The following is a 26,926-nucleotide window of genomic DNA, read 5'->3' on the forward strand; positions in this document are numbered from 1 at the left end:
ATTTGTTAGTTACATTTATTCATATTGAAAGATTATAAACTCCTTTTTGCCATTTTTACTGTTGCCATCGTTTGGGGAACAACGTTTTTAGCCATTCGTGTTGCTGTAGAAACCATCCCGGCTTGGTTTGTAGCTGGAATCCGTCAGTTTTTGGCTGCAGTGATCATGTTTCTGATATTGCTTTATAGAAAACAATTCAAATGGATCGGCTGGAAAAGTTTAAAACTCCAGATTATTTTCTCAATCCTGATGTTAGTTATAGCCAACGGAATGACCACCGTAGCTGAAGAAACGGTTTCCAGCAGCTTAGCTTCATTAATTAATGCCGCCTCTCCTATTCTGGTGTTTTTAGGAAGTGTAGCCATTGGTCTTCAAAAATTCAGTTACAGAGCATTAATAGGCGTTTTACTTTGTTTTAGCGGAATCCTTTTTATCTTTTGGGACGGTTTAAAAGATCTTGCAAACCCTGATTATAAAATGGGGATCATTTTTCTTTTCTGTGCTATTTCAGGATGGGCTTCAGGAACTATTTTCACTAAAAAACTGAATATTCAAACCGGAAATATATCTTTAAATTTATTTTATCAGTTCTTATTTGCAGGAATTGTTCAAATTATATTTGCATTGATCTTTTCAGAAAACTATAATTTCGAAAACTGGTCGTTAAAGAGTATTTTTTCCATGTTTTATCTTGCCGTTTTCGGTTCTGTAGCAGCATTTTTTGCTTTTCATTATGCATTGACAAAAATTTCACCTGTTCAGGTTTCTATCATGGCTTATATAAACACAATCATTGCCATATTTTTAGGCTGGCTGATTTTAGATGAGAATATTTCTGTTAAATTTATCACGGCTACGGTTTTGATTATCTTTGGTGTGTTTATTATTAATTATAAACCCGAGATGTTTAGAAAGCAAAGAATTGAATAATAAAAAATCTTTATTCTTTTAAAATATTTTTCATTGATTTTAGTTTGGGCATGTAAGTTATTTTTGATGAGATTGAATAGAACCCATTATATTTGTATCCCAAATTAATTATACAAACTATGAAAAAAATTATTTCACTATTTCTAATTTTCGGATCATTATTTATTTTCGGACAAGATGTAAAATTCTCAGATGTAGAAATCCAACAAAAACTAGATTCTATAAAGGCAGAGGGAAATTTATTATTCTCCCTAGAAAACGCTTCGTGGCATTCTACCGACCTTGCGCAAGAGAATAAAAAAATCAAAGAAAAACTAGGAGGTTATCTTACCTATAAAACCAATGATACGATTAAAACTGTTTTTCTTAATAAAGATCAAAAATTAATCATTGCAGAATATTCTTTCAAAAATGATTCAAAAAAACCTGTAAAAGAAAATTTTACGCAAAGAAATCTGAATCCGATAGAAACTTCATTAAACAATGTACGCTCAAAATTAATCTCTCAATTATCAGATCCTAAATATGGAGTGGGTGTTCCTGAAGGCTTTAATTTAAATATAATTACGATACCTTTTAATGAGAATTTTAAAAACTACATCATTACAGGAGCTTCTCAAAATAATATTATTCCTTTTGGAAATGATTATCTCTTCATTACTGATAAAGAAGGCAACATCACTTCAAATAAAAAGTTTCATTCAAGATTGATCCCTACAATGACTGTAATGCAAGAAGGGGGTACTGTAACAGAATCTATTCACAGCCATTTAAAGACAAATCCTTTCATTTCAGCAACAGATATTTGTACTTTTAAACTATATACTTCATTCACAAAAATGGAAGAATTTTCGGTTTATTCACCAGCTTTAGGTTGCTATATGAAATATAACTATAAAAAGGACACAATAAGTAAATCTAAAGATCTTAAGTGATGAAAAAAGTATTTATAATTTTCACTTCACTCCTACTTCTCCTCATAATTTCAATTACCATCTACTGGAATTTACCCATTGAAATTACCAGAAAATCTGATATTGAAGCCGGAAATAAAATCATTCAAAATATAGAAGCTTATCAAAAGGCAAATGGAAGACTTCCTGAGAGTAACGATTGGGAAACACTAAAAAAACTAGGTTTTCATTTAGAGGATTCCGTATCTTATCTAAGTTATGCAACAGATCATCAAGGTAATTTTGAACTAGCTTACCTGGAAGGTTTTGATGGTCCTTATTTATTATGGAATTCCAAAGAACGGAAATGGACCATTGATCAACTAAAAATTTTAAAATAAAAAAGACTGCCTCGCAGCAGTCTTTTTCAGTTTCATAAGTATAATTATTCAGCAATCACTCTCACCATCGCTTTCACTTGTATCAGTTTCTCCATCAACTCTTCTCTTGAATCTGCCAACACATTGATGTGTCCCATTTTTCTTCCCGGCTTGGTTTCCGTTTTTCCGTAAAGGTGAATGTAAGTTTCAGGTAGTCTCAATACATCTTCCATTCCTTCATAAATCACTTTTCCTGAAAATCCTTCTGCACCTACCAAATTCAGCATTCCGCTGTAAATAATTGCATCCGTATCTGCTAAAGGTAGGTTTTTCACCACTCTGTACATCTGTTCAAACTGAGAATTGGCATTTCCTTCCTGACTCTGATGCCCTGAATTGTGCAATCTCGGAGCCGTTTCATTGACCCAAACTTTTCCTTCTTTATCTAAGAACAATTCAATAGCAAAAAGTCCCGGAGAATTGATCGCATTTAAGAATTTGTCTGTAATAGCATTAATCTGCTCCTCAATTTCTTCTGTCAGGAAAACCGGGCAAATATTAAAGTCCAATAAATTCAGTTTCGGATCGGCAACCATCTCCGTTACAGGAAATGTTTTTGTTTCTCCGTTTTCGTTTCTTGCAACAATTACAGAAAGTTCTTTGTCAATATCCACCAATTTTTCAATAACAGAATCCTGAACCCAAAGATTTTTCATGTCTTCAGCATTGCGGATCACCTGTACTCCCTTTCCATCATACCCACCTGTATTCATTTTCTGTACAAACGGTAGCTGCATTTTAATTTCATCAGAGCTTCCGTCCATCACCTCAAATTCCGGACTTGGAATATCGTGAGCCTTATAAAATTCCTTTTGAAGAATTTTTTGCTGAATCGTTTTAATAATTTTAGAATTCGGAACCACTTTTATTCCCTTATTTTCCAATTCAGCTAAGGCATCCGCATTCACATGCTCGATCTCAATCGTTACCACGTCTTTATCTTTACCAAAATTCAAAACGGTTTCATAGTCGTTGAAACTTCCTTGCGTAAAGTAAGAAATATTGTGACAAGGTGCATCTGAAGCCGGATCCAATGTATAAAATTCATCATCATATTTTAATGCTTCCTGAATTAACATTCGACCTAGCTGTCCTCCTCCTAAAATTCCTATTTTCATTTTTTTACTTTTATTTTTTTCTATTAGATTTAATTTTATTGAATCTTGTCGATTTTCAAATATCCTAACCCCATCGGATTTTCCTGATTTTCCACATCAGATTTGTGCAAAACAATAGAATATTTCTCTTTCATCTTCTCAGGAAGAATATCTGTCACATTAAAAATATCATCAATATCAACTCCATGTTTATCATCAATGTGACTTGCCGCTCCTTCAAAGCCCATGGTTTCATAAAATTCGGTAGCTTTTGCTTTTTTCACAATATCTCCCATGGAAGTTCCTACCACCAGATGCTGCTCATGAAATTCTTCAAAAAATCCTTTTTTATAGCCTCCAAGATTGATAAAATATAACTGCTCTTCAGATATTTTTTCACTTTTCTCAACGATCTTCACTTCATATCCGTCAGCAAATTTTACTTCCTGATAACAATCTAAGTGAATTTTTCCTTCCGCTTCTTTCCAAAATTCTTTCATATCCGGAACCAGTTCTTTTAAACTTTCTGCGATTCCAAAAAACACATCATGCTGTTCGATATTCCTTCCTTTAGGAGTGGCACCGAGAATAATATAGAATAATTTCAGCTCATTTTCCATACTGCAAAAATACGTTAAATTTATCTTTTTTAAACGTTTGGCAGACTAGCACAATAGTTTTATATTTGTAGCATGTCAGAAATCATCATTCTCTTCCTCGGAGCAATTTCGGCTGGGCTTTTAGGTTCACTGACCGGTTTAGGAGGAGGGGTTATCATTATTCCTTTATTAACGCTGGGTTTCGGCGTTCCTATGCATTATGCAATCGGTGCTTCTTTAATCTCTGTAATCGGAACTTCTTCAGGAGCGGCAGTTGCATTCGTAAAAGAAGGTTTTACCAATATGAGAATCGGAATGTTTTTAGAAATTGCTACGACAGCCGGAGCAATTATAGGAGCTTTGGTTTCCGGAATGCTTAATCCGAATACCATCGGAATTATTTTTGCCAGCATTCTTCTTCTGACTGTTATTTTAAATTTAAAAGGTAAACCTGATCATCAGGAACCTGTAATAAAAGGAAGTTTGGAAGACAAATTAAAATTATTTGGAACTTTCCCTGATAAAGGTGTTATAAAAAGTTATTCTGCAAGAAATACAGTACCCGGATTTTTGATGATGATGTTTGCAGGTGCCATGTCAGGTCTTCTAGGAATTGGTTCTGGAGCATTGAAGGTTTTAGCGATGGATAATATGATGAAATTACCCTTTAAGGTTTCTACAACAACAAGTAACTTTATGATCGGTGTAACTGCAGTTGCCAGTGCTCTGATCTATTTCCAAAGAGGAGAAATCATTCCGGCCATTGTAGCTCCTGTATTAATTGGGGTTGTTGTAGGAAGTGTCATCGGATCAAAAACATTGATGGTATCTAAGACAAAAAAACTGAAAACGTTTTTTGCAATTGTTATCACAATTTTGTCGGTGTATATGATGTATAAAGGGATCACTAAAAGCTTCAGTTAATGAAAAAGACTTTCACAGATGCAGACCTGAACCGCTCCGTTGGAAACCTTTTAAGGTTGGGCGTTATTTTATCCGTTATAACTTCATTAGTCGGTTTTGTCAAGTTATTTTTAGAAGGCTTCAAAATGCCTGAAAAATACTCCAGTCTTGCCGTAGGATCTTCTTCCGAAAAGGTTTGGGGACAATTTTGGAATTCTCTTTGCAAAGGAGAAGGAGTAGCCATTATCCAGTTAGGAATTCTACTTTTGATTTTCACTCCTTTAATGAGAATTATTTTTGCTTTAATCGGCTATCTAAAAGAAAAAGATTACGTTTATGTAATCATTTCTTCAATCGTTTTGGCAATTATGGCTGTAAGTTTCTTTACAGGTTACGCTCATTAATTATTTTATTCACCCGATTTTTTCTTAAGATAAGCTTTTTCTAAAGAATCAAGCTCATCCATATATTCCTTTTTATTCATGAAGATAGCAGGGTTATATTGGTCTTTTGGCTGGCGTTTTTCGAGCAGTCCAAACTGACCTGCATGAGAAGCAACCCAAATATCAAAATCCAAGTTTTTCATTGCATTTAAAGTATATTCATAATCTTGTTCAATGGTTGGATAAGCTGCAACTTCAGAAAATTTCTTATCGACAATAATAGTCGGCATATTGGCAATCAAAACTTTGTATTTTCGTTTATGATCTTTGGTTTCAAATAAAAAGCTGCAAGAACCTTTCGTATGTCCCGGATGATGAAGCATCATCAGTTTTGTATCTCCAAGACTAATAAAATCTTTGTCCTTTAAAATATAATCCGGATTAATTGGTGCAAAAGTCACACCATATTTCCCCATCTCATAATCAGACTTTCCACCGTTTTTCACAACCTCTGCATCAGCTTGATTAACATATAATTTTGCCCCGGTTTCTTTCTTTATTGCAGCCATTGCACCCAGATGATCATAATGTGCCTGAGTCAACAGTAATATTTTAGTATCTTGATATTTAAAACCTAGTTTCTTGATATTATTTTTAATCATTGGAAGCGAATCGGCAAGTCCTGTATTGATCAAAATATTTCCTTTATCCGTCACAATAAGATACGAAGCCAAATCATAAGTTCCCACATAATATAAGTTTCCTGCAACCCTAAAAGGTTTATAAGGTTTTGACCATTCCTGCGGATGATTTTTAGGCTCATTTACCGTCTGACTCTGAAACAATTGACTCGCCAATGCAAGTGCAAAAAAAACAGCATATTTTTTCATCATTATATTCATTGTTTACATTTCATAAAACTCCAGTGGCAGCTGATCCGGATCCTGAGTGAAGAAAAATTCTTTGCCTGTAAATTCATCTATTCTGATCTCTTCACAGGTTAATCCTTTCTGAATCAATTCCTGACGTTTTTCACCCACATTTTCAACCGAAAAAGCCAGATGTCTTAAACCACACGCTTCCGGTCTGGAAGGTCTTTGAGGAGGATTTGGAAAAGAAAATAATTCTATGACATAATGATCTCCAATAGCTAAATCCAGCTTGTAAGACTGTCTTTCCTCACGATACACTTCACGAAGGATATCCAACCCTACAATTTCAGTATAAAATTTCTTGGAAACTTTATAGTCGGAACAAATAATAGCGATATGATGAATTTTCATTTTACTTGATTTCTTTACAGTTATCCTTTCTTCTTGTGTCAATTAAATACTGAATCTTCCACTCCCCATTTTGCTTTACCAATTGGAAACTATTAGCTCCGCAATGTGAAAATTTTCCTTTAAAATAAAATGAATACGGTGTAAAAACACTTGCAAGATTTCCGTCTACATGAATTGCTTCAATAGTAATTCTTTCATCCAGGTCATTCTTTGTCATTTTTGAAATTGAAGCTACAAAATCTTTTATTTCTTCATTTTTCACCCCCTCTTTTGTAATGGTCTGGAGAATTGCCGTATCGGAAAAAGCTGTTTTTAATAATTCGGGATCAATATTCTTCATTCCCAAAAATAAGTTTCGGATGGGCTTTTCAATTTCCTGATTCTGATTTTGTTGTCCGAAACAAAGACCTCCGAACAATAAGGCAATGGCGAATATTTTATTCATTTTAATAATGTTTAAATCTGATGAATAAAAATAGGGAAAATTCTTTTATTTACTATTTTAAACTTCATTTAAGAACTTCCGATCTTGTTGATTCTGCAGAAATTCTTTTACAATATATTTTCAAATAAGTAATTCCAAAAATCTAAATTGGGATTTACGTTTCTTATCAATTCTAACTTTTTATTTCTGGATAAGTTTTTAATTTCTTTTTCTCTTTCAATTGCTTGCTGAATCCATCCGAATTTCTCATAATAAATTAAAAATTCAACATTATATCTTGCTGTAAAACTATTTGAATTTTGCTTTACTGAATGTTGATACAACCTTTGATGTAAGTTTCCGGTAACACCTGTATATAAAACAGTTTTTCTTTTGTTGGTGAGGATATAAACATAGAATGTGAAAATTCCCTCTGGAACCTCTATCATTTGTGTTGTGTTTTTAAAATTATAAATGGCTTAGATTCCTACGGAATGACAATATTGTGTTTGTCATTCCGTAGGAATCTAAGCTAAGCTAAAATAAAAAAAACGAACTAAAAAAGTCCGTTCCATTTTATATTTAAATTTATCAAAATCCTTAAAACCTCATCACATCCTTCACTACTCCATTGTTTTGAGTAAATGGCAAAAGCTCCTGATTGATAAAATCTTCAATTTTGTTTTGTTCTAAGTCATTTGGGAAAAGCAAATGTACATTCGCACCTGCATCAAGCGTAAAAAACAATGGTAACCCTGTGATTCTTCTGAAATCCCAGATTTTATTAATGACTTCCAACGTTCCTGTTTTCATCAGGATAAACGCAGGTTCACTCATCATCATCATGGCATGAAGCGTTAATGCTTCGTGTTCAACCAATTTGATAAAACTCTGCATATCTCCACTGGCCAAAATCTCCTTCATAGGACCGAAGTTTTCTCTCGCCTCCTGAAATCTTCTTTCTGCATAAGGATTGGTATTCATCAAACCATGTCCAACTGTGGAAGAAACACTTTTTTGACCTTCATGAATCAATAAAACCCAATCATTAAAGTTTTTAAAAATATCGTGAATTTCATCATTCGGATATTGTACGGCAAATAAATCCGAGCTTCCTTTTACCTGAGATTCTCCCCAAACTACCAATCCGTTGTACAAGCTTCTACAAGCGCTGCCGCTTCCTAATCTTGCCAAAAAAGACGCTTTTCTTATTGATTCCTCCTCTGAATCTTTTCCTGAAAATACTTCATCCAGTTTCATCAAACATTTTGCAATCGCTCCAAATCCCGAAGCTGAGCTTGCGATTCCTGAACTGTGAGGAAAGGTATTTTCTGTTGTAATGATGTATTTTCCCTGTAAAATCCAAGGAAGGAACTGCTCTATATTTTTGAAGTATTTTTCTATTTTCTCAGCAAATTTCACCTCTTCATTTCCGGCTAAAAAAGTCTGAACAGAAAATGGTTCATCAGCTAAAAATTCAATGGTTGTATTCGTTTTACAATGATTTAATGTATAACTGATACTTGGGTTTGCAGGAATCTGGTGATCATATTTCCCCCAATATTTGATCAGGGCAATATTTGACGGACAGCTTTCTGAAACCGTTTGATTATTTATTGTAAACTCTTTCTTTCCTAAAAATTCTTGTGCAATCATAATTTAGTTTAAATAATAAACCTACTTAATCCTAAACGGATTTTGTAGTTAATATTTTAGTACATCTTTTCAATAATATCAGCATACTTTTCCAGCACTACATTTCTTTTTATTTTCAATGTAGGGGTGATTTCTCCTGAGTTAATTTCAAATTCCGCAGGCATTAAAGTGAATTTTTTCACTTTTTCAAAATCTGACAAATGAGACTGTAATTCGTGTATTTTTTCTTTGTAAAAATGAAGGACTTTTTCATTCTTCACAACCTCTGTCCAGTTGGTAAACGGAATATTATTTTTCTTGATAAAATCCTGTAAAAATTCAAAGTTAGGAACAATTAATGCGGAAACAAACTGCCTTGCTTCTGCAATTAAAACAATTTGCTGGATAAAATTATTATTGGTCAACAAATTTTCGATCTGCTGCGGCGCAATATATTTTCCGTTGGACGTTTTCATAAGATCTTTCAAACGATCTGTAATGGTAAGGTTTCCTTTATCATCAATCTGCCCTGCATCACCGGTTTTAAACCATCCATCTTCGGTAAAAACTTTTTGGGTTTCTTCAGGTTTGTTGTAGTAGCCTTTCATGATTCCGTTTCCTCTTGCCTGGATCTCATCATCCTGACCAATACGGATTTCTACTCCCGGTAAAGCCTTTCCGCTTGTTCCGTGTTCAAAATGAGTTAAAGGGAATAACGTTAATGTTGCCGTCGTCTCTGTTAACCCATAGCCAACAGTCACATGAATTCCTATAGACTCAAAGAATTTAGTGACTTCCGGTGATAAAGAGGCTCCTCCACAAGGTAAAAACCAAAGTCTCCCTCCCATTTTATCTTTAACTTTACTAAAAACAAGCATTTCAGCCAACATTTCTTTTATTTTTAGCCCAAAAGGAACTTCCTTTTCGTTCCTTTTTAATTCTGCAGTTTGCCAACCGATTTGCCGTGCCCAGTTAAAGATTTTCTTCTTTAATGATGAACCTTCTTCTGCTTTTTCCAATACACCTGCATAAATTTTCTGGAAAAATCTTGGTACCGCACACATCATGGTTGGCTTTACCTCTTCCAGCGTTTTAGCGATATTTTTCGGATCTTCAAGGAAATATACACGAGCTCCTCCGTATAGACACAGCAAACTCCAGCTTCTTTCGAAGACGTGGCTTAATGGTAAAAATGCCAGTGAAAGCTCTTCTTCAAAGTTTTTAAATTTAAAAAATTCAAAATGGGCATCGAAAGCTTTAATGAAGTTTCCGTGAGTTAGCATTACCCCTTTTGGAGTTCCTGTTGTTCCTGAAGTGTAAATTAAGGTCGCAACATCTCCTTCTTCTTTTTTACAAAATTCAAGTTTGGGAGAGGATTTGGCAATAAAATCTTCCAGATAAAAACTGCTGAATTCTTTTTTAATCCAAACTGCTTTTTTAGAGATAATAATAGTTTGAAGAGGATTGTCTTCTTTTTGTAAAAGCTCCAGACAAGCATCATATTGAGCCTGGCTGCCTACTAAAATAACTTTTGAACCGGAATCTCTGATAATATGTTCTGCCTGTTCAGCATTATTAGTCGAATAAATAGGAACCGTAATGGCACCAATTGACATGGCTGCAAGATCAAAAATGATCCATTCAGAAGAATTATCAGAATAGATCGCTACTTTATCATTCTCCTGAACTCCTGCTTCTTTCAATGCATTAGCTGTTTTACAGATAATTTCACTGAATTTTTTCCAGCTTAGTTCTTTCCAACCCGCTTCTTTCTTTTTGAAGCCAATAGCAGCTTTTACAGCATGCTTCTCTACATTTCTATGGATAATTGCTTCTGCAAGATTCATTTATTTCTTCAGCTTTTTGTCGTTAATATAATTTTTCAAATGAAAATCAACACTTTCCGTTAAAGGAATAAATTGATAATCAAGTTTTTTTGTGATTTTCTGGTTTGAAATCACATTCAATGTTGATATAGCCTCAATATTGGATTTAGTAATAATCCTTAGTGACGGAACCAGCCATCCGAAAAGTATATTGGCTAATCTGCCAATATTTAATTGAAATTTCGAAAGAATTCTGGCTTCTTTCAATCCTAATGTTGATCTGATTTGTTTTCCTAAATCAGCATATCTTTTATTTTCAGAAATCAGGATAAAACGTTCTCCGAAAATATTTTTTCCCATCAATTCAATGGCAATTCCGGCAACGTCTCTTACATCCACATAACTTGTTCCTCCGGAAAATGTAAAACTGTTTTTCTCAAAAGTCGGGAAAATATCTCCGCTACTGTTTCCCCAGTTTCCGCTTCCTACAATCATTCCGGGATTAATGATGATGGTATTTAATCCTTCTGCAGACGCTCTCCAAACTTCCATTTCAGAAAGATGTTTTGAAATAGCATAAGCAGAATGCTCTTCTTTAGAGTTAAAGTCGGACGTTTCGTCTAATTCTCCTTTTTCATTAAAGTTATCGAGTACCGCTATTGAACTGACATGAAGAAATTTTTTCACACCAGAGCCGTCACATGCGTACAACAGGTTTTCTGTACCTTTTACATTGGTATGATACATTTCTTTTTCGTCTCTGGGATGAAAACTTACTTTTGCAGCGCAATGATATACTTCTTCCACATCTTTCAATGCATTCTGAAGCGAATAGATATCATCAAAGTCTACATCTACCCATTCAATCTTATTAAAAAAATCATCGGGATTCTCCGTATAGTAGGTATACGAATGTTTTACTTCATTTAAATTGCTTGTCGACCTTTTCGAAGCACGTACGTTTTTTCCTTTTTTAAGAAGTTCCAAAACGATTATCCTGCCTAAAATCCCGGTCGCTCCCGTTACAAAAACCATCAGTTATTTTTACTTGATTGCTGGCTAAATTATGATAATATTTTCAATTGGTAAGTCTTCATTTTCAATTAAAAATTGATGAAAAATTACTTGTTGCAAATTTGCGACTTTTAAAACATATAACAGAAATTATTAAGAACAAAAAAAAGGAAACTTATTGCTAAGTTCCCTCTTAAATATAATTTGTTAAGATGTTTTGTTTATAAATTTTTAAAATCTTTAAGATTATTAATCATCAACAAAACCTAAATTTCATTTGATTTTCAATCACCATAAAAGATTATTATTGAATTTTCAACAAAACTAATTTAAGTCTTTTTTCCCACATTGAAGAATAAATTTTGTTTTTAAGAAAACTTTAACAAAATTTGATTCTTTGTCTGCCCATTAAGTAATCTGCAAAAAATCTTTAACAACACTCATAAAATCAACAGGATTGTCAGCCTGAACCCAATGTGCGGCATTTTTAATGGTAACAAATTTTGCTTCAGGAAATTGTTGCTTTATCGCAAACTGATCCTGCGGAAGAATATAATTGGATTTTTCACCCGCAATAAAAAGAGATTCTCCATCAAACACCCCATATTTTATGGCATTAGAGACAAACTCATTGTACTTTTCAGAAAGTGTTTTAAGATTGAATCGCCAGTTTAATTTTTTGTTCTCATCCCAATACAGATTTTTTGCTAAAAACTGAATGGTAGATCTTTCAGGAATATACTGACTTAAAACCTCTTCTACATCACTTCTTGACCCCACAGTATTAAAATCAACCGTTTCTAATGCTTTAATAATCCCTTGATGATGTGGAGGGTATGCTTTTGGAGAAATATCGACCACAATAAGTTTTTCTACTTTTTCAGGATACTTTATCGCAAACTGCATTACCGCTTTTCCACCTAAGGAATGTCCTAAAACAAAAGCTTTTTCCATCCCGTAATGATTCATATAGTTAGCAATATCATCTGCCAAATCATCATGAGACATACTTTCAGAGTGAAAACTTCTTCCATGATTTCTCAAATCAATAAGATGAACCGGTAAAAACTCTCCTAAATCTTTTCCGAAGCTTCCCCAGTTATCAAGCATTCCAAATAAACCGTGAAATACTAAAAGCGGTGTAGACGAAAGATTTTCGCCAAATATTTTTGAATTTAAAATTTCCATAATTTTTTTAATTTTTCAGCTGGAAGATGGGTATTCAAAACCTCATTTATAATCTTCTTACTTCCTACTTCTCACTTCCTGCCTTCAACCTACCACTTCGCCAATCTCTTCAAATACGCCTGAACTGTATTTTCCAATCCCATATACAATGCCTCGGAAACTAAAGCATGGCCAATAGAAACCTCCAACAGATTGGGGATATTATCCGCAAAATATTTTAGATTTTCTAAGCTTAAGTCGTGACCAGCATTTAATCCTAATCCGTAATCTGCAGCCACCACAGCTGTTTCATAATAAGGTTTAATAGCCAATTCTTTATTTAAAGTATAGTTTTTTGCGTAAGCTTCAGTATACAATTCTATTCTGTCTGCTCCAGTTTTTGCTGCATATTCCACCAACTCCGGATTTGGATCCAGAAAAATTGAAGTACGAATTCCTGCATTTTTAAATTCAGTAATGATTTCGGTAAGAAAGCTTACATGTTTTATAGTGTCCCAACCCGCATTTGAAGTAATCGCATCATCTGCATCCGGAACCAAGGTTACCTGCTCCGGCTTCACCTCTAAAACCATATCAATAAACGGACGATGAGGATTTCCTTCGATATTGAATTCTGTAGTTACCAAAGGCTTTAGATCATATACATCTTTTCTGGTAATATGTCTTTCATCCGGTCGTGGATGAATCGTGATTCCCTGTCCGCCGAATTCCTGAATTTTAATTGCTGCCTCTGTTACACTTGGCGTTTCACCTCCTCTTGCATTTCTTAATGTCGCAATTTTATTGATATTGACACTTAATTTTGTCATTTTTACTATTTTAAATTTTAATATTAACCTGCATCACTTCTAAATCAAATTCTTGAGAAGCTACTAGCAAATGATCAAAAATATCTGATTGAATTTGTTCAAAATGTTCCCATTTGGAATCGTTGGTAAAGCAATAAATCTCCAAAGGCAATCCCTGCGATGTAATTTCCATCTGCCTTACCAAAACAGTTCCTTCTTGATCGATATTTTTATTATGTCTCAGATATTCATAAGCATATTTCCTAAAAGTCCCAATATTGGTAAGCTGCTGACCATTAATCGTTTTTTCAGCATGACTGAGATTACTTCTCTGCTCATTAATTTCTTCTTTTTTTCGTAAAAGATAGTCTTTCAGCAAATTAATTTCCACCAGCTTATCAAACATTTCATCATCTAAAAATTTAAATGATTTTATATTGAAAATAATAGATTTTTTTATTCTTCGCGTATTGCTTTCAGACATCACCTGAAGGTTTTTCACCTCTGTACTCATCAGATCATACGTAGGAATGGTAGAAACCGTTTTATCAAAACTCTGAATTCTTGTAGTAAGTAAAGTAATATCTTCAATCGTTCCTTCCAGATTATATTTCGGGATTCCGATCCAGTCGCCCACTTTCATATTTTTAGAAGTTGCCACATGTATCCCGGTTACAAAACCTAAAATCGTATCTCGGAACACCAATACCAACACCGCAGTAATTGCTCCTAAGCTTCCTACAATCGTCGTTCCTTTAATCCCAAAAATAACACAGATTCCTACAATTGAAAAAATAAAAATTCCAAGAATCTTCATTGTTTCTGAAATGGCATTTAATGCCATGATTTTATAAAAATCCTGTTTTATGCTAAAATAATTTCTAAAAGCCGTTAATCCACGATACAGCATTCCTGCAATAATCAAAACAACGCCTAAGTTAATTGATCTGATGATAAATGTATTCGTTTTTGGTATGGCTGACGGAGGAAATATAAACGTCTGAATGCTTGCCACAAAAGCTAAAGCAACAAAATGTGCCACAGAATTACTAACCCTGGATTCATAAATAGATTTTATGATTGGGTATTTTTTTTCATCATGAAAAAACCTAAAAATAGAATTAATGACAGGTTTTAATATCAGATCTATCATCAAAAACAAAGCAATAAGCAATGCTAATTTTACAATCATATGAATGACCCAATCAAAACCGGCAGGTGAAATCTTGCTTATATAAATATAAAGCTGCTCACTCAGTTCCTGTATAAAGTTTTTTGTTTCTTGTAGTTGATCATTCATCACAGCAAATTTAGGAAAATTACGACTGATTTTTATTACAATTTCTTTATCAATTTTCAGCCCAAAATTGATAATTCAACAACATCCATTTTAAATATTTTAAAAATATTAAATTCACCAAAACAACGATAAACAAATGAAAATTTAACTAAAAATAAACAATATAAATTAATTATCAATAAAATATTTAAACTTTTAACAGTTTTATATTAATTATTTATTTACATTTGAATAAAACTAAACAAATCAAAATCAAATACATATGAGAAAACACTACTTATTTATTTTATTGTGTGTATTCACACTTTTAATTAATTGCAAAGGAGATGAATCAATGAACACTCCTGATGATAATCCTTCCACAGTTGTTCAAACCGGAAAAGTTGAAGGAAAAGTAATGGCCAACAACGGAACAAAACCCATCGGCGGAGCGATTGTTTTCACTATCGACAGCAATAACAAAGTTTATCACACTTATTCTGATGCCAATGGAAACTTCAGCCTTGCTGCTCCGGAAGGAAATACTACTCTTCATATCCAAACCGGTGGTGGACAGAATTTCAGAACAGAAATTCCGATTACAGTAAAAAAGAATGAAACCATTACTATTCCGGTAACAGAATCCAAACTTACACAAGTTGCAAAAATGGCGTATGTAAAAGGGAGTTATGATGAAATTGAAGACATCATTACTGCTTTAGGCTATACTGCAACGGAAATCACCTATCAGGATTTGAAAAATCTTACAAAAATTGCACAATACGACATTATTTTCCTGAATTGTGGTTCAAGAGGAACATCGCAAACAGGAAATACTACACCAAGCAACGACGCATTAGTGTATACCAATCTTTCAACTTTTGTAGCTAACGGAGGTAGTTTATACAGCTCAGACTGGGCTTCTGCCTATCTTGTAGGAGGTGATACCAATACTACCGCATGCAATGCTCCGGGTGGATTCATCAACGATAATTTACTTTGCTTAAAAAACACCGGGACAGCGGGAATGTATGCTGGTTGTACAGTTTCTAACTCGGCTTTAGCTACTGCAATCGGTTTCAATACTTTGGATATCAATTACGATTTAGGAGCATGGGAAAAAATCCAAACTTATGACCCTGCTTTCTGGGAAGTTTTAGTAGAGAAAAACAATGAGCCATTAATGATCCGTACAGGACATTACACCAGTACTACTGCACCTCAAACACCAGTAGGAACGTCTGCAAACAATAATTTCATGACCATTTGCCATCAGGTTTCTACAGGAAATAATATTACCATTACGATCAATACAAATGCATGGGCTTCTCATCAAGCTCATGGTGATACACAAGGTCCTTGTTCTGGTGGAAATTCAAACAGTGGCAAAATTTATTACACCACATTCCATAATCACGCAACCGGAAATATCGGAAAAACAGAACCTATTTTGGAATATGTCATTTTAAATCTTTAGTCTTCATTATAAACGTAGTGTAAACATTCGAAGTGGCTTTTAACAAAGCCACTTTTTTTATATCTTGCATAGACAAATAAAAAAATGGATACAGCATTAATCAATATTCTTTGCCTGATTTTATTAGTTATAGGGATCTTAGGAACTTTTCTGCCGGTGTTACCAGGATTATTACTAAGTATTTGCGGATTGTTAATTTATAAATTCGGAACAGATTCAGACTTACCCATGATCTATATTTGGGCTTTTGGAATCTTAACATTAGTCTCCTTGGTTCTGAGCTATGTAATTCCTGCAAAAACGACAAAAAAGTACGGCGGAACACGTTGGGGAAGCATTGGATCTGTTGTAGGAACCATTGTGGGAATGTTTTTACCCATTCCTTTAGGGTTTCTGATCGGGATGTTTGCCGGAGTTTTTATCGGCGAATTACTGCACGACAGCAAAGACATGAATAAAGCTCTAAAATCAACAAAAGGAGCTTTCATCGGATTCATTTATGGAACAGGTTTCAGTTTTGTAGTAGGTGTGGCAATGTTTTTGGTTGTAGTCTTAGATATGATGAATATTATTTAAAAAAGGAAAAATCATGTTACATAAAATCTTTATATTAAGTTTAGGATTATTGTTTTTAGCAAACTGTAATGCTCAAAAAGAAACCAAAACCTCAACAAAAGTGAACGTTGACAAAAACGGAGCAACTCAAGTGACAAATAAAGACGGTGAAATCATATATTTCAACGAAGGTGAAAACAAATTCCTGAAAGCCTACGAAATGAATGTAACTTTCAAAGGGATTTCCGAAGACAGCCGTTGCCCGAAAGATGTGACTTGCGTTTGGGCAGGAGTTGCTGTTGCACAAGTAGAAGTAATGGGAATAGCAACCCGACCAATGACCATTAACCTTGCAAGCATGGATAACAAAGGAAGAAATTACCACAAATCAGCAGAATTCAACGGATATACAATTTCATTAGCCGATGTTCAACCTTATCCCGGAGCTTCAGAAGGAACAAAACCATTAAATGGAAAATACAGAATCGGAATTACCATCAAAAAATCAGGAGAGGCAACTACCAGGAAATAGGCTTCTTCCCTTTTGAAACCAGATATTCATTAATTTTTGAAAAAGGTTTGCTCCCGAAAAATCCTCTGTACACAGAAAATGGAGAGGGATGTGCAGACTTTAAAATAAAATGCTTAGCCGGATCGATGAATTCGGCTTTTTTTTGTGCAAAAGCACCCCACAATACAAAAACTACATTTTCTTTTTTATCCGAAATTTCTTTAATGATATAATTGGTAAATGTTTCCCAACCCAAATCTTTATGAGAATTCGGAGTATGTGCACGAACCGTTAAAGTCGCATTTAACAATAAAACGCCCTGTTTTCCCCAGTCATCAAGCTCTTTTGAAATTCTCACCACTCCCAAATCATCTTTCAGTTCAATGAAAATATTTTTAAGAGATGGCGGTGCTGCAACCTGCTCGGAAACAGAGAAACACAAACCATTCGCCTGATAATCGTTATGATAAGGATCTTGCCCGATAATCACCACTTCAATATCTTCGAAAGGAGTGATTTCTAATGCTCTGAAAATTTGATTTTTCGGGGGAAAAACTTTTGTAGTTGTGTATTCTTGTTTTACTTTTTCCCAAAGATTGGTAAAATAGGGAGTACTTTTTATAGGGGCTAGTATTTCTGTCCAGGTCATTTTATTTTGCTAATATCAGATTTCTAATATTTTATTACTTTTTTATTAAATATTTGTCCATCCTTCAGCATATATTTAATTATATATACACCATTAGGTAATTGCGATAAATCCACTCTATCTTCAAACATTTCAATGTCAATTTTCGCTCCATTTAAATTAAACACCTCAATACTTTTTACATTTTTATAGTTAAAAAATACATTTCCTGTTGTAGGATTAGGATATATCTTTAATTCTTTGCTAGCTGGGTTATTTCCTAGATCATTTGTTGCTAAAGCAGATAATGTACAATTCTTAAAAATTGTGAGTTTTGTTTCCTCATTCGAAGAATGCCACGCATTATTATAAAACTTAGATACCCCATCAGCATCTGTTTTAAGAAACATTTCTTGATATACATTTTGATTATTAGCTGTTTTTAATTGATAACCAAACCAAACTTTCCCTCCAAAATTACTGCCTACCAAACTAAATGATAGAGGTATGGTAACTTTATAATAATATCCATACTGACCAGAATTACCTATAGATATTACTGAAGATGGTATTACATCAAAATTCGATATCAAATTTCCGGGAACTCCATTTTGATCTTGATAAAGATATATTTTAGCTTGATTCACAGGTTCCACGATCGAAGGAGTTATCAGCCTTACCTCAAATTCAGCAGAGTCAAAATTAGCTGTTGTGCCATTATCTAAATTCAGATCAATTGCATGTATAACATTATTTACTGCACTGACAGCCATAGAAGTATTTGGTGAGTATGGCGGTGAAAAAACATAATCACACGCATTTGCACTTTGTGAAAAAATAGGAATATAAGTAAGAACAATAAAAAATAACAGTTTTTTCATGGTGTATAAATTTTGATTCTACACAAAATTAATATTTAAATCTAAAGATCATAAAAAAATCACCATAACTCTTTCATTTTCTTCAAACTAAAAACCAAGTTATCAGGAAAACCTTCATCTTCTCTTCCCTCTTCCAATATAAAATCATGTTTTAGAAGAAGATCTTTAGAGTTTTCATTAAACTTATTGGTCATTGCAACAATTTCGTGTAAATGTAAATCATTAAAAGCAAAATCTAAAACGGCTTTCAACGCTTCCGACATGATACCTTGCCTGTGATAATTGGGTAATAATTCGTAACCAACCTCAGCAACAGTTCTGTCTTCAGAAAATTTCCAAAGGCAAATCGTTCCGATCAGATTCGGTTGATCTTTTAAAGAAATCCCCCAATAAAATGTTTGATTATTCTGAGTTCTTTCTTTAATGGTTAAAATAAATTGCAGTGCATCATAATTGTTTTTCGGAGAGTTTCTCTGCACAAATTGATTGATGACTTCATTACTTCGTATTTTCAGAATATCGTCAACGTAGCTTTCGTTGATTTCTTTTAGTTGTAGTCTTTCGGTTTCCAGTTTCATCTCTCAAATTTACTAATTAAACTAATCAATCCTAACCATAAAAAATCACAAAAGATTTTATTGAAAAATAAGTTGATCAAAAGTCCAAAAATCAAAGAGTAAAAAAAACTTTGTCTTCTTAATATTTATAGTTCAAATAAACTCAAATAATTCTCATTTTACTCTTTCGAAACTTTTGTGGTTAAATAAAATGTAAACACACTCACTTTCAAGTTAACATTCACATTTTCTCACTAAATTTGCAATGTGTATATAAATAAAGAAGATTTAAACGAATTAGAGTTTCCGCAATTGCTCGCGGAAATTTCTCCTTTTGCGTATTCTCCGAAAACGAGAGAAAAAATTCTTCAACTTCGTCCGATGGAAATTGACGAGGCAGAATTTTCTTTGAAAAAAACTTCCGAATATTTGTCGAGTTTTGAAAGTTCAAATGCGATTCCGTTTGATGAATATGAGGATATTGAAAGTGAGTTGAAGCTTATGCTGATTGAAAATTACCGTCTGGAAAACAGCGCTTTCATCAAAATCAAAACCCTCACGGAACAAATCGGAAAACTACAGAAATTCTTTCCGACCATGCCAGAAACCTTCCCAACTTTAATCGGAGATGTTTCTGTGTTGGAATTCAAAAAAGAAATTATTGATAAGGTTGATAAAGTTTTTAACCGTTTTGGCGAAGTAAAAAGTGAAGCTTCACCAATTTTAAAAGGACTGAGAACGGAAATTCAGCATGCCAGAAAAGCAATTACAGAAAACTTTAACAGAGCTTTGTTCAATTACGGACAAAGTGATTTTTTGGATGACATTCGTGAAACGATTATTGATGATCAAAGAGTGTTGGCGGTAAAATCTGCTTACAAGAAAAGAGTAGCAGGAAGAGTGTTGGGATTATCAAAAACAGGTTCTATCACTTATATGCAGCCAGATAGTGTTGTTAAGCATTATTTCAAACTTAAAGAAAGCGAAGAAGAGGAGAAAAAAGAAATTGATAAAATTCTGAGGAAATTAACTGCAGAATTAGCAGAATTCCAACCTCAGCTTTGGAGATATCAGCAATATATTTTTGATCTTGATTTAACGAGAGCCAAAGCAAAATTTGCAGAGTTAATCAACGGTGTTTTACCTAAAATCAACCGTCATAAAACGTTAAGATTAAGAGAGGCTTTCCATCCTTTATTATTTTTAAGAAATAAAGCAGAAAACAAAACGATCTTCTCTCAAACTCTGACTTTAACGGATCAGAACAGAATTATCTGTATTTCCGGACCGAATGCAGGAGGAAAGTCCATTACCTTAAAAACTGTCGGATTACTTCAGTTGATGATTCAGAGTGGAATTTTAGTTCCTACTCACCCGAAATCGGAAATGTTTTTCTTTGACAAAATCATGACCGATATTGGGGATAACCAATCCATTGAGAACCATCTTTCGACGTATTCATCAAGATTGAAGAAAATGTCGGGAATCATTCGTGAAGCAGATGCCAATACGCTTTTATTAATCGATGAATTTGGAACAGGTTCCGATCCTGAATTAGGGGGTGCTTTGGCAGAAAGTTTCCTTGAATTTTTCTACGATAAAAAGAGTTTTTCAATCATTACCACCCACTACACCAACATCAAATTGGTGATAGAGCAGCTTCCTCACGCAGAAAATGCGGCAATGTTATTTAATGAAGAAACTTTGGAACCGATGTACAAACTGGAAGTCGGACAAGCAGGAAGTTCATTTACTTTTGAAGTTGCTGAAAAGAACAAAATTCCAAGGTTTATTATTCATTCTGCCAAGAAAAAAGTGGAACATGATATTGTGAATCTGGATAAAACGATTGTAAAGCTTCAACAGGAAAAATTTGAGGTTGAAAAACTGAAATCTGATCTTGCCGAAAGAAAAGAATCCGTTGAAGATAAGCGAGATAATCTGCAAAAACTGAACGACCAGCTTCAACAAAAATTGTATAATTTTCAGAAATTATATGAGGAAGAGCATCGTAAATTACAGTTCGGGAATAAGATTGAGACATTCATCGACAGCTATATAAAAGGAAAATCCAGAAAGGATGTTGTGAAAGATTTTGTGAAGATTCTGGAACAGGAAAAATTCAGAAAAATTGGAGCAGATAAGGATGAAAGTAAACGACTTCAAGTGGTAAAAAGAAAAATCACTCAACAACTGAAGAAAGAGGAAGTCATTGAAAAAATAACTGAAACCAACGAAAAGCTGGAAGAAAAACGCAAAATTGACCGTGCTCTTTGGTTGAAAATCGGACAACGAGTTCGTATTTCCGGAAGTACGAGCGTTGGAACGATTGAAAAGATTTCCAGAAACAAGGTCATTGTGAATTACGGAACGTTCAAAACGACGATAGATGCGGATGAATTGGAAAGAATTTAATGAAGAATGATAACGGTAAAAACTCATATCACTTTTAAAGATTTCTTGATTTTTAATATTAAAAATTCTTTAAGCAGACTTATTATTTTTCCATTGCTGGTTTTGTTGTTTTTTATCTTGAAACAATTCATGGATGGCAGTTCGGAAAGGGATATTTTGCAGTCGGCTTCTATGTGGTTTGCCATTTTATTTTTATTTATTGTTATTCGATCTTTTTTCCGCCTAAGGTTTGCTTTTCATTCGAATAAAAAAATTCAGGAAAGTATTTCTTACACATTCACTCATGAAAAAATTCGCACAGAAGGCGAAACTTTTGACAGCGAGTTTATATGGAGCACAGTTTATAAAGTAAAGGAAAACAAAGATTGGTTTTTAATTTATCAAAGTGCCCAAACCATGAATATGGTTCCGAAAAAATATTTTACACAGGATCAAATTTCAGAGCTTAGAACGATTATTAGAAGTAATCATGTAAAAGCAAAACTTAGAAATGATTAAAAAAAGAGAGCGCCTAAACCGACGCTCTCTTTTTTATTTTTTGATGAATTTTAATTTTACAGAATTTTCTTTTTCCTTTATCTGAATAAAATAAACTCCTTTTATTAAATGACTTACATTTACCGTTTTGTTTTTAGTTCTTCCTTCATTTACTAGTTGTCCGGCTACATTATACATTTCAAAGTCAACATCCGCTGAAAGGTTCGAAAAGTGTAGGAGATCAGCAACAGGATTAGGAAAAATTGCAGTTTCACTTTTACTTACCATATCATCAGTTCCTAATTCGCTCCCTTTTGAAAAATAAACTGCATAATCTTCCACTTCACCGCTACTGAAGTTGCCACAAGCACTATTGATTGGTATTTGTGAATTGATCACTCTCATCACAACAGAACATTGTATATCAGAAATTACAGACCCTGGAACATTAAAAGGAATGGCTTGACAGCATATCGGAGTATTAACATCCACAATCACCTCCTGAGTTTCAAACAGTCCGTTTCCGTTAAAATCTATCCAGGCTTTTACATAACTATGATGGAATGAATTTAAAGAATTATATCCTGTCGTAAAGTTAAAATAATTATTTAGAGATCCTGAAAGAAGCGTAATCTTTCGAAGAGGATCATTTCTGTAATTTGAATAAGTTGATGCTCCGGAACTGCTTGTCATCATCGGAAAACCTCCTTGAGAAGGTACTACCTGAACTTTAAGCAACCAACCTCCACTAGCCTGCGAAGACGATGTGCAATAAGTGGGTTGTGTGGTAAAAAAAATGGATTCGGAAGTATCTCCTGTGAGATTTTCCATTACCTGTACCTCATATGTTGTACAAGCAGACAAAGCCGTAATTCCTTGTGCATTCAGATTGAAAACCGGAAAAAGCATCCACGTAACGGTTCCCTGTTCTCTTATTTTAATAGTAAACTGTGTAGAACCCGGTATTGCGTTCCAAGAAATTTGAGCGGAGCTGAATGTTATATTACTTGCAGCCACATTGGTTGGAATTGTCAATATATTCGTTTCATTCGAATCACTTTTCAGACTGTTACCGAAAATATGGAGAAATGAAAAAAACAACATGAATAGTAATAGATTTTTTTTCATATTTAATAATTTATTTTATGTTACCCTTAGCTGTAATTGTTATTCATATAAAATTAATATAAAAAATTAATACACAACATATATCTTATTTTTTGATGAACTTCTGCTTCTTATCTTTAATTTGAATAAAGTAAATTCCTTTCTGCAGAGCATTAACATATACAGCAGATTGTGAAGTTTTTCCGGTCGTTACTTTTTGTCCGGTCACTGAGTAAATTTCATAGTTTTCATCAAATGAAAGTCCTGAAACAAGAAGCTTATCTGTTACAGGATTTGGATAGATACTAAAGTTTTCTAACTTGGTTTCATTCGTTGACAAAACTTCAGGCCCTAGTTTTACCACCCAAATATCGGGATACGTTGGGATACCATAATGAAAAGAAACATCACCGTCGTTCGAATATGAAGATCCCATTATAATAAAGCCACCATCCGATGTCTGGCTCATAGACTGCCCAAAATCAGCTAAACTGCCTCCCATTGATTTTTGCCAGATCACATTTCCGCTAGTGTCAATTCTTACAATCCAAAAATTTGCTGAACCTGTAGGATTTCCGGCTGCATCTCCGTCATCTGATGAAGAATATCCTGCAAATACATATCCTCCATTTGGTATTTCCTTAATGAAACAGGTAACATCGTTACCTGTTCCTCCTTTAGATTTCTTCCATATAATATTCCCATTTCCATCCAACTTGATTAGCCATGCATCATTAGTATACAAACTCCCATAATGATCATGTACAAGACCGTTGCCCGATCTTGAAAATCCGGCAACCATATATCCTCCATCTGACGTTTGTATTACAGATTGTGCACTATCTGTGCCACTCCCTCCAAAAGTTTTCTGCCATTGTAAATTCCCAGCACTATCTAGTTTTAATACCCAATAGTCATATTCACCATAAAGTTGCGTTACATCACCACTATTAGAATCTGTAGCTCCTGCAACAATATATCCGCCATCAGAGGTTTGTTTGGCATCAAAAGCTACTTCTGAATTATACCCTCCGAATGATTTTTGCCATTGGATATTGCCTGTGCTATTAATTTTTACAATCCAGAGATCAGTATTATTATAAGGTAAATGACCAATAGCATCCCCATCTGTCGATGATGATTGACCTGCTACGATATAGCCTCCATCCGAAGTTTGCCGGATTGAATACGCTATATCTTCACTATTTCCTCCAATTGCTTTTTGCCATTGAATATTACCATTAGTACTTAGCTTAACAACCCAAAAATCAGAATAAACACTCCCATGATATCCGGTCACATCACCGTCGTTGAAGGATTGAGTTCTTCCTGCAACAATATAACCACCATCCAAAGTTTGCTGTATAACATGAGGGTAATCATAGCCACTTCCTCCTAATGATTTCTGCCATTGGATGTTACCATTATTATCCAATTTCACCACCCAATAATCACCACCTCCGTGATTTCCTGTTACATTACCATCTGTTGAAGGAGAATAGCCGACTATAATAGAACCACCATCTGTAGTTTGACAAACTGAGGAACCTTCGTCCCAGTTACTTCCTCCAAGCGTCTTCTTCCATTGAATTGCAGGTGCAGTTTGTGCAGTCATTGAAAGGGAAAACATCAATGCTAAAAGGGAAATTATTCTTTTCATTTTAATTAAGTTGTGGAAATTAGTTTTAAAAAGTTTTTTAATTAATCGAGTGTCAAAAATAAGCCTTTTTTACATTATTACTAAAGACTTTGAAAAGGATCATGATCTGAGGTTGATCATTTTTCAGTAAATTTCATTCAAAAGCGAGAGAATCTTATTTATATATTTGGATCACAAAAATCAAGAATGATAAGAAGCGTAAAGATTTTATGGATTTTCTATTTTAAATTATTAATCCCCACCGTTCTATTTTCTTTACTCATGAATACACAGCTTGGTTTTACCGTTGGTAATTTTGGATTATGTTTTCTTTTATTTTTACCTTCTTTTCATTTTTTGATTTATGAATTAAGATTAAAAGATGAATATTATTTTTATGCTAATTTTGGATTTTCAAGGCTATTCCTCTGGATTTTCACTGCTATATTAAGTTTAATTATAAATATGAGTTGTCAATTTTATGAGTAAATTACATGTAGACAGTCTCACAAAATCTTTTGATGGAAAAAACATCTTAAGAGACATTTATATTGGTTGCGAAACAGGAAAAATCGTTGGAATACTAGGAAGAAATGGGACTGGAAAGTCTACTTTACTCAAAGTAATTTTCGGAACCATGAAAGGAGATTATCAATATGTAAGAGTTGATGATCAAGTTCTTCAAAATCAATGGGACAGAAAAGGTAAGATTGCCTATTTGCCTCAATATTTTTTCCTTCCAAAAGGTATTAAGGTTAAAAAATTAATCCCCATTTTCTGTAATGAGGAAAATTCAAAGAAACTTGCTGAATTGGATATTATTAAACCTTTCCTTAATGAAACTTCAAAAAATCTTTCAGGTGGCGAAAGGAAAATTGTTGAAGCTTTATTGATTATTTTCTCCGGTTCAAAATTTATTTTGCTGGATGAGCCTTTCAACGGATTGTCTCCAAAAATGACAACGGAAATGCAGAAACTTATCAAGGGACAATCAAAAGAGAAGGGAATAATTATTTCAGATCATCGTTATCAGGAAGTACTAGATATTTCGGATGAAATTTACCTTCTTTCAAATTCTTATTTAAGACCTATTAAAGATTTAAAAGAATTGCAACATTATAATTATCTGCCGAAAAGTATTTAAGTATTTAATTTATATATTTGAACTATCAAAAAAATTTTAAGATGATTTCCGTGAATAAAGCATTGTATCTATCTATTTTTAGTCTTTTTTCTATGGCTTTTGTGAATGCACAAAACAAAATTCCTTTTGGGGTGGTAAAAGCAGAAGAAGGCTATGCAATGGTGCGTGTTCATAAAGATGATTATCGAAAAATCGTTGATAAAATCCGCATGAAAACAGGTGATGTGTTTGTCTATGTAAAACCTGCACCGGGTGAAACAGAATGGATATGGATCAAATATCCTGAAAAAGATGATACGGACAAACCTTTCGTAAGATACGACAGCATTACAAAGGAAGGAATGGTCAATAAAAACCGTGTTGTTTTTGTGGATCAATTGCCTAAATTCACTCCTTCTAAGTCTAAAAACGGAAAATCTCTAATTTTCACTGACGATACAAATCCTAAAATACCAGGAAATCAGAGAAGCAAAGTCATTATTGACATTTATCCTTCTTATGCCCATATTAAGAAACAGGAAAAAGATGCGGAAGGAAATATCATTAAAATTGACAAACAAAAAACCTGGGGAATCGGTAAAGAGCTTCCTGAAGGAATGACCGAAATAAAATCTATCCGAGTACAACAACCGGGAAGAGGCTCTGTTTTTGTAAGGGATGCCATAAAAAATTTGTTTCAACCTACCATGGACTTTGATAATGTAGGGGTTACCGCTTTAGATCAGGATCACATCTTCTTATATATGATCAACGGTTCCGGAGAAAACAGATATGTCACATTCTGGTCCATCAAGCAAGGATCAGCCATAAGCCAGATTATTTATAAAAACCCGGAATAATCTCCTAAATATTC

Annotated in this window: 29 protein-coding genes; 12 read left to right on the forward strand and 17 right to left on the reverse strand. The window is 33.8% G+C overall.

Translation table 11 applies throughout. The features are described from left to right. The first annotated feature begins 24 nt into the window (after nucleotides 1-24). From LV842_RS11275 to LV842_RS11285, 3 genes are all read left to right on the forward strand, one after another. Nucleotides 25-930 carry a DMT family transporter gene (locus LV842_RS11275; RefSeq protein WP_233111561.1) on the forward strand — a complete coding sequence of 302 codons (906 nt, stop codon included), beginning with the start codon at nucleotides 25-27 and terminating at the stop codon, nucleotides 928-930. Nucleotides 931-1,049: 119 nt separating this feature from the next. After that, nucleotides 1,050-1,865 carry a hypothetical protein gene (locus LV842_RS11280; RefSeq protein WP_233111562.1) on the forward strand — a complete coding sequence of 272 codons (816 nt, stop codon included), beginning with the start codon at nucleotides 1,050-1,052 and terminating at the stop codon, nucleotides 1,863-1,865. Continuing rightward, nucleotides 1,865-2,224, forward strand: a complete 360-nt coding sequence (locus LV842_RS11285) for a hypothetical protein (RefSeq protein ID WP_233111563.1) — start codon at nucleotides 1,865-1,867, stop codon at nucleotides 2,222-2,224. The genes LV842_RS11280 and LV842_RS11285 overlap by 1 nt, the downstream gene beginning before the upstream one ends. Nucleotides 2,225-2,268: 44 nt before the next feature. On the opposite strand, the gene LV842_RS11290 is transcribed toward LV842_RS11285, so the two are convergent. Then, nucleotides 2,269-3,381, reverse strand: coding sequence for a 5-(carboxyamino)imidazole ribonucleotide synthase (locus LV842_RS11290; protein ID WP_233111564.1), 1,113 nt, complete (start codon nucleotides 3,379-3,381; stop codon nucleotides 2,269-2,271). Between the two features lie 35 nt (nucleotides 3,382-3,416). Next, nucleotides 3,417-3,980, reverse strand: coding sequence for a DUF1543 domain-containing protein (locus LV842_RS11295; protein WP_233111565.1), 564 nt, complete (start codon nucleotides 3,978-3,980; stop codon nucleotides 3,417-3,419). 72 nt (nucleotides 3,981-4,052) lie between these two features. Here LV842_RS11295 and LV842_RS11300 point away from each other — a divergent pair, with 72 nt between their 5' ends. Beyond that, entirely contained in the window at nucleotides 4,053-4,883 is an 831-nt protein-coding gene (locus LV842_RS11300) for a sulfite exporter TauE/SafE family protein (RefSeq protein WP_233111566.1), read from the forward strand. Continuing rightward, a complete protein-coding gene (locus tag LV842_RS11305) occupies nucleotides 4,883-5,266 on the forward strand; it encodes a DUF1634 domain-containing protein (RefSeq protein ID WP_233111567.1) in 384 nt (127 codons plus the stop codon). The genes LV842_RS11300 and LV842_RS11305 overlap by 1 nt, the downstream gene beginning before the upstream one ends. A gap of 5 nt (nucleotides 5,267-5,271) precedes the next feature. Here the strand turns inward: LV842_RS11305 and bla are convergent, their stop codons facing one another. The 10 genes from bla to LV842_RS11355 form a co-directional block, all read right to left on the reverse strand. Further along, nucleotides 5,272-6,138 (reverse strand): subclass B3 metallo-beta-lactamase, encoded by an 867-nt coding sequence (bla, locus tag LV842_RS11310; protein WP_394801213.1) that lies wholly within the window; start codon nucleotides 6,136-6,138, stop codon nucleotides 5,272-5,274. Between the two features lie 12 nt (nucleotides 6,139-6,150). Next, complete coding sequence (gloA2, locus tag LV842_RS11315; RefSeq protein WP_233111568.1) at nucleotides 6,151-6,528, reverse strand: SMU1112c/YaeR family gloxylase I-like metalloprotein; 378 nt, start codon at nucleotides 6,526-6,528, stop codon at nucleotides 6,151-6,153. A gap of 1 nt (nucleotide 6,529) precedes the next feature. Next, nucleotides 6,530-6,973 carry a nuclear transport factor 2 family protein gene (locus tag LV842_RS11320; protein ID WP_233111569.1) on the reverse strand — a complete coding sequence of 148 codons (444 nt, stop codon included), beginning with the start codon at nucleotides 6,971-6,973 and terminating at the stop codon, nucleotides 6,530-6,532. Between the two features lie 107 nt (nucleotides 6,974-7,080). Further along, the gene (locus tag LV842_RS11325) at nucleotides 7,081-7,401 is read right to left on the reverse strand and encodes a GIY-YIG nuclease family protein (RefSeq protein WP_233111570.1); all 321 of its coding nucleotides are present in this window, start codon (nucleotides 7,399-7,401) and stop codon (nucleotides 7,081-7,083) included. Nucleotides 7,402-7,552: 151 nt separating this feature from the next. Next, nucleotides 7,553-8,605 carry a diphosphomevalonate/mevalonate 3,5-bisphosphate decarboxylase family protein gene (locus LV842_RS11330; protein WP_233111764.1) on the reverse strand — a complete coding sequence of 351 codons (1,053 nt, stop codon included), beginning with the start codon at nucleotides 8,603-8,605 and terminating at the stop codon, nucleotides 7,553-7,555. A gap of 59 nt (nucleotides 8,606-8,664) precedes the next feature. Beyond that, the gene (locus tag LV842_RS11335) at nucleotides 8,665-10,434 is read right to left on the reverse strand and encodes an AMP-dependent synthetase/ligase (protein ID WP_233111571.1); all 1,770 of its coding nucleotides are present in this window, start codon (nucleotides 10,432-10,434) and stop codon (nucleotides 8,665-8,667) included. Beyond that, entirely contained in the window at nucleotides 10,435-11,448 is a 1,014-nt protein-coding gene (locus LV842_RS11340; RefSeq protein WP_233111572.1) for an NAD-dependent epimerase/dehydratase family protein, read from the reverse strand. A gap of 387 nt (nucleotides 11,449-11,835) precedes the next feature. Beyond that, complete coding sequence (locus tag LV842_RS11345) at nucleotides 11,836-12,615, reverse strand: alpha/beta fold hydrolase (RefSeq protein ID WP_233111573.1); 780 nt, start codon at nucleotides 12,613-12,615, stop codon at nucleotides 11,836-11,838. Between the two features lie 89 nt (nucleotides 12,616-12,704). Next, nucleotides 12,705-13,424 (reverse strand): pyridoxine 5'-phosphate synthase, encoded by a 720-nt coding sequence (locus LV842_RS11350; RefSeq protein ID WP_233111574.1) that lies wholly within the window; start codon nucleotides 13,422-13,424, stop codon nucleotides 12,705-12,707. Nucleotides 13,425-13,434: 10 nt separating this feature from the next. Further along, the gene (locus tag LV842_RS11355) at nucleotides 13,435-14,703 is read right to left on the reverse strand and encodes a mechanosensitive ion channel family protein (protein WP_233111575.1); all 1,269 of its coding nucleotides are present in this window, start codon (nucleotides 14,701-14,703) and stop codon (nucleotides 13,435-13,437) included. Nucleotides 14,704-14,965: 262 nt separating this feature from the next. Here LV842_RS11355 and LV842_RS11360 point away from each other — a divergent pair, with 262 nt between their 5' ends. From LV842_RS11360 to LV842_RS11370, 3 genes are all read left to right on the forward strand, one after another. Continuing rightward, nucleotides 14,966-16,159 (forward strand): carboxypeptidase regulatory-like domain-containing protein, encoded by a 1,194-nt coding sequence (locus LV842_RS11360; RefSeq protein ID WP_233111576.1) that lies wholly within the window; start codon nucleotides 14,966-14,968, stop codon nucleotides 16,157-16,159. Nucleotides 16,160-16,243: 84 nt separating this feature from the next. Then, complete coding sequence (locus LV842_RS11365) at nucleotides 16,244-16,735, forward strand: DUF456 domain-containing protein (protein ID WP_233111577.1); 492 nt, start codon at nucleotides 16,244-16,246, stop codon at nucleotides 16,733-16,735. A 13-nt stretch (nucleotides 16,736-16,748) separates the two neighbouring features. Then, entirely contained in the window at nucleotides 16,749-17,246 is a 498-nt protein-coding gene (locus LV842_RS11370; RefSeq protein WP_233111578.1) for a hypothetical protein, read from the forward strand. Here the strand turns inward: LV842_RS11370 and LV842_RS11375 are convergent. The 3 genes from LV842_RS11375 to LV842_RS11385 are packed head-to-tail and all read right to left on the reverse strand — an operon-like array spanning nucleotide 17,233 to nucleotide 19,312. Then, a complete protein-coding gene (locus tag LV842_RS11375; protein WP_233111579.1) occupies nucleotides 17,233-17,874 on the reverse strand; it encodes a uracil-DNA glycosylase in 642 nt (213 codons plus the stop codon). The two genes, LV842_RS11370 and LV842_RS11375, sit on opposite strands and share 14 nt — an antisense overlap. Nucleotides 17,875-17,897: 23 nt before the next feature. Further along, entirely contained in the window at nucleotides 17,898-18,734 is an 837-nt protein-coding gene (locus LV842_RS11380; RefSeq protein WP_233111580.1) for a T9SS type A sorting domain-containing protein, read from the reverse strand. A 59-nt stretch (nucleotides 18,735-18,793) separates the two neighbouring features. Next, entirely contained in the window at nucleotides 18,794-19,312 is a 519-nt protein-coding gene (locus LV842_RS11385) for a GNAT family N-acetyltransferase (protein WP_233111581.1), read from the reverse strand. A gap of 246 nt (nucleotides 19,313-19,558) precedes the next feature. Between LV842_RS11385 and LV842_RS11390 the strand changes: the two genes are divergently transcribed. Beyond that, nucleotides 19,559-21,706: an endonuclease MutS2 gene (locus LV842_RS11390; RefSeq protein ID WP_233111582.1), complete on the forward strand. Its 2,148-nt coding sequence runs from the start codon at nucleotides 19,559-19,561 to the stop codon at nucleotides 21,704-21,706. A 6-nt stretch (nucleotides 21,707-21,712) separates the two neighbouring features. Beyond that, nucleotides 21,713-22,204, forward strand: a complete 492-nt coding sequence (locus LV842_RS11395) for a YcxB family protein (protein ID WP_233111583.1) — start codon at nucleotides 21,713-21,715, stop codon at nucleotides 22,202-22,204. A gap of 33 nt (nucleotides 22,205-22,237) precedes the next feature. Here LV842_RS11395 and LV842_RS11400 read toward each other — a convergent pair whose 3' ends face one another. Together LV842_RS11400 and LV842_RS11405 are read right to left on the reverse strand one after the other, a co-directional pair. Next, nucleotides 22,238-23,311 (reverse strand): GEVED domain-containing protein, encoded by a 1,074-nt coding sequence (locus LV842_RS11400; RefSeq protein WP_233111584.1) that lies wholly within the window; start codon nucleotides 23,309-23,311, stop codon nucleotides 22,238-22,240. Nucleotides 23,312-23,396: 85 nt separating this feature from the next. Continuing rightward, entirely contained in the window at nucleotides 23,397-24,950 is a 1,554-nt protein-coding gene (locus LV842_RS11405; protein WP_233111585.1) for a T9SS type A sorting domain-containing protein, read from the reverse strand. Between the two features lie 460 nt (nucleotides 24,951-25,410). On the opposite strand from LV842_RS11405, the gene LV842_RS11410 reads away from it, so the two are divergent. After that, entirely contained in the window at nucleotides 25,411-26,073 is a 663-nt protein-coding gene (locus LV842_RS11410) for an ATP-binding cassette domain-containing protein (RefSeq protein ID WP_233111586.1), read from the forward strand. 41 nt (nucleotides 26,074-26,114) lie between these two features. Next, complete coding sequence (locus LV842_RS11415) at nucleotides 26,115-26,912, forward strand: hypothetical protein (RefSeq protein WP_233111587.1); 798 nt, start codon at nucleotides 26,115-26,117, stop codon at nucleotides 26,910-26,912. The last annotated feature ends 14 nt before the right edge of the window (nucleotides 26,913-26,926 follow it).

Origin of the sequence: Chryseobacterium gwangjuense, from assembly GCF_021311115.1 — a bacterium.
Taxonomy (GTDB): Bacteria; Bacteroidota; Bacteroidia; order Flavobacteriales; family Weeksellaceae; genus Chryseobacterium; species Chryseobacterium gwangjuense.

Coding starts and splice junctions, on each gene's coding strand:
- LV842_RS11280 (WP_233111562.1), top strand. CDS start 1,050: ATGAAAAAAATTATTTCACTATTTCTAATTTTCGGATCATTATTTATT.
- LV842_RS11285 (WP_233111563.1), top strand. CDS start 1,865: ATGAAAAAAGTATTTATAATTTTCACTTCACTCCTACTTCTCCTCATA.
- LV842_RS11290 (WP_233111564.1), bottom strand. CDS start 3,381: ATGAAAATAGGAATTTTAGGAGGAGGACAGCTAGGTCGAATGTTAATT.
- LV842_RS11295 (WP_233111565.1), bottom strand. CDS start 3,980: ATGGAAAATGAGCTGAAATTATTCTATATTATTCTCGGTGCCACTCCT.
- LV842_RS11300 (WP_233111566.1), top strand. CDS start 4,053: ATGTCAGAAATCATCATTCTCTTCCTCGGAGCAATTTCGGCTGGGCTT.
- LV842_RS11305 (WP_233111567.1), top strand. CDS start 4,883: ATGAAAAAGACTTTCACAGATGCAGACCTGAACCGCTCCGTTGGAAAC.
- bla (WP_394801213.1), bottom strand. CDS start 6,138: ATGATGAAAAAATATGCTGTTTTTTTTGCACTTGCATTGGCGAGTCAA.
- gloA2 (WP_233111568.1), bottom strand. CDS start 6,528: ATGAAAATTCATCATATCGCTATTATTTGTTCCGACTATAAAGTTTCC.
- LV842_RS11320 (WP_233111569.1), bottom strand. CDS start 6,973: ATGAATAAAATATTCGCCATTGCCTTATTGTTCGGAGGTCTTTGTTTC.
- LV842_RS11325 (WP_233111570.1), bottom strand. CDS start 7,401: ATGATAGAGGTTCCAGAGGGAATTTTCACATTCTATGTTTATATCCTC.
- LV842_RS11335 (WP_233111571.1), bottom strand. CDS start 10,434: ATGAATCTTGCAGAAGCAATTATCCATAGAAATGTAGAGAAGCATGCT.
- LV842_RS11340 (WP_233111572.1), bottom strand. CDS start 11,448: ATGGTTTTTGTAACGGGAGCGACCGGGATTTTAGGCAGGATAATCGTT.
- LV842_RS11345 (WP_233111573.1), bottom strand. CDS start 12,615: ATGGAAATTTTAAATTCAAAAATATTTGGCGAAAATCTTTCGTCTACA.
- LV842_RS11350 (WP_233111574.1), bottom strand. CDS start 13,424: ATGACAAAATTAAGTGTCAATATCAATAAAATTGCGACATTAAGAAAT.
- LV842_RS11355 (WP_233111575.1), bottom strand. CDS start 14,703: ATGAATGATCAACTACAAGAAACAAAAAACTTTATACAGGAACTGAGT.
- LV842_RS11360 (WP_233111576.1), top strand. CDS start 14,966: ATGAGAAAACACTACTTATTTATTTTATTGTGTGTATTCACACTTTTA.
- LV842_RS11365 (WP_233111577.1), top strand. CDS start 16,244: ATGGATACAGCATTAATCAATATTCTTTGCCTGATTTTATTAGTTATA.
- LV842_RS11370 (WP_233111578.1), top strand. CDS start 16,749: ATGTTACATAAAATCTTTATATTAAGTTTAGGATTATTGTTTTTAGCA.
- LV842_RS11375 (WP_233111579.1), bottom strand. CDS start 17,874: ATGACCTGGACAGAAATACTAGCCCCTATAAAAAGTACTCCCTATTTT.
- LV842_RS11380 (WP_233111580.1), bottom strand. CDS start 18,734: ATGAAAAAACTGTTATTTTTTATTGTTCTTACTTATATTCCTATTTTT.
- LV842_RS11385 (WP_233111581.1), bottom strand. CDS start 19,312: ATGAAACTGGAAACCGAAAGACTACAACTAAAAGAAATCAACGAAAGC.
- LV842_RS11395 (WP_233111583.1), top strand. CDS start 21,713: ATGATAACGGTAAAAACTCATATCACTTTTAAAGATTTCTTGATTTTT.
- LV842_RS11400 (WP_233111584.1), bottom strand. CDS start 23,311: ATGAAAAAAAATCTATTACTATTCATGTTGTTTTTTTCATTTCTCCAT.
- LV842_RS11405 (WP_233111585.1), bottom strand. CDS start 24,950: ATGAAAAGAATAATTTCCCTTTTAGCATTGATGTTTTCCCTTTCAATG.
- LV842_RS11410 (WP_233111586.1), top strand. CDS start 25,411: ATGAGTAAATTACATGTAGACAGTCTCACAAAATCTTTTGATGGAAAA.
- LV842_RS11415 (WP_233111587.1), top strand. CDS start 26,115: ATGATTTCCGTGAATAAAGCATTGTATCTATCTATTTTTAGTCTTTTT.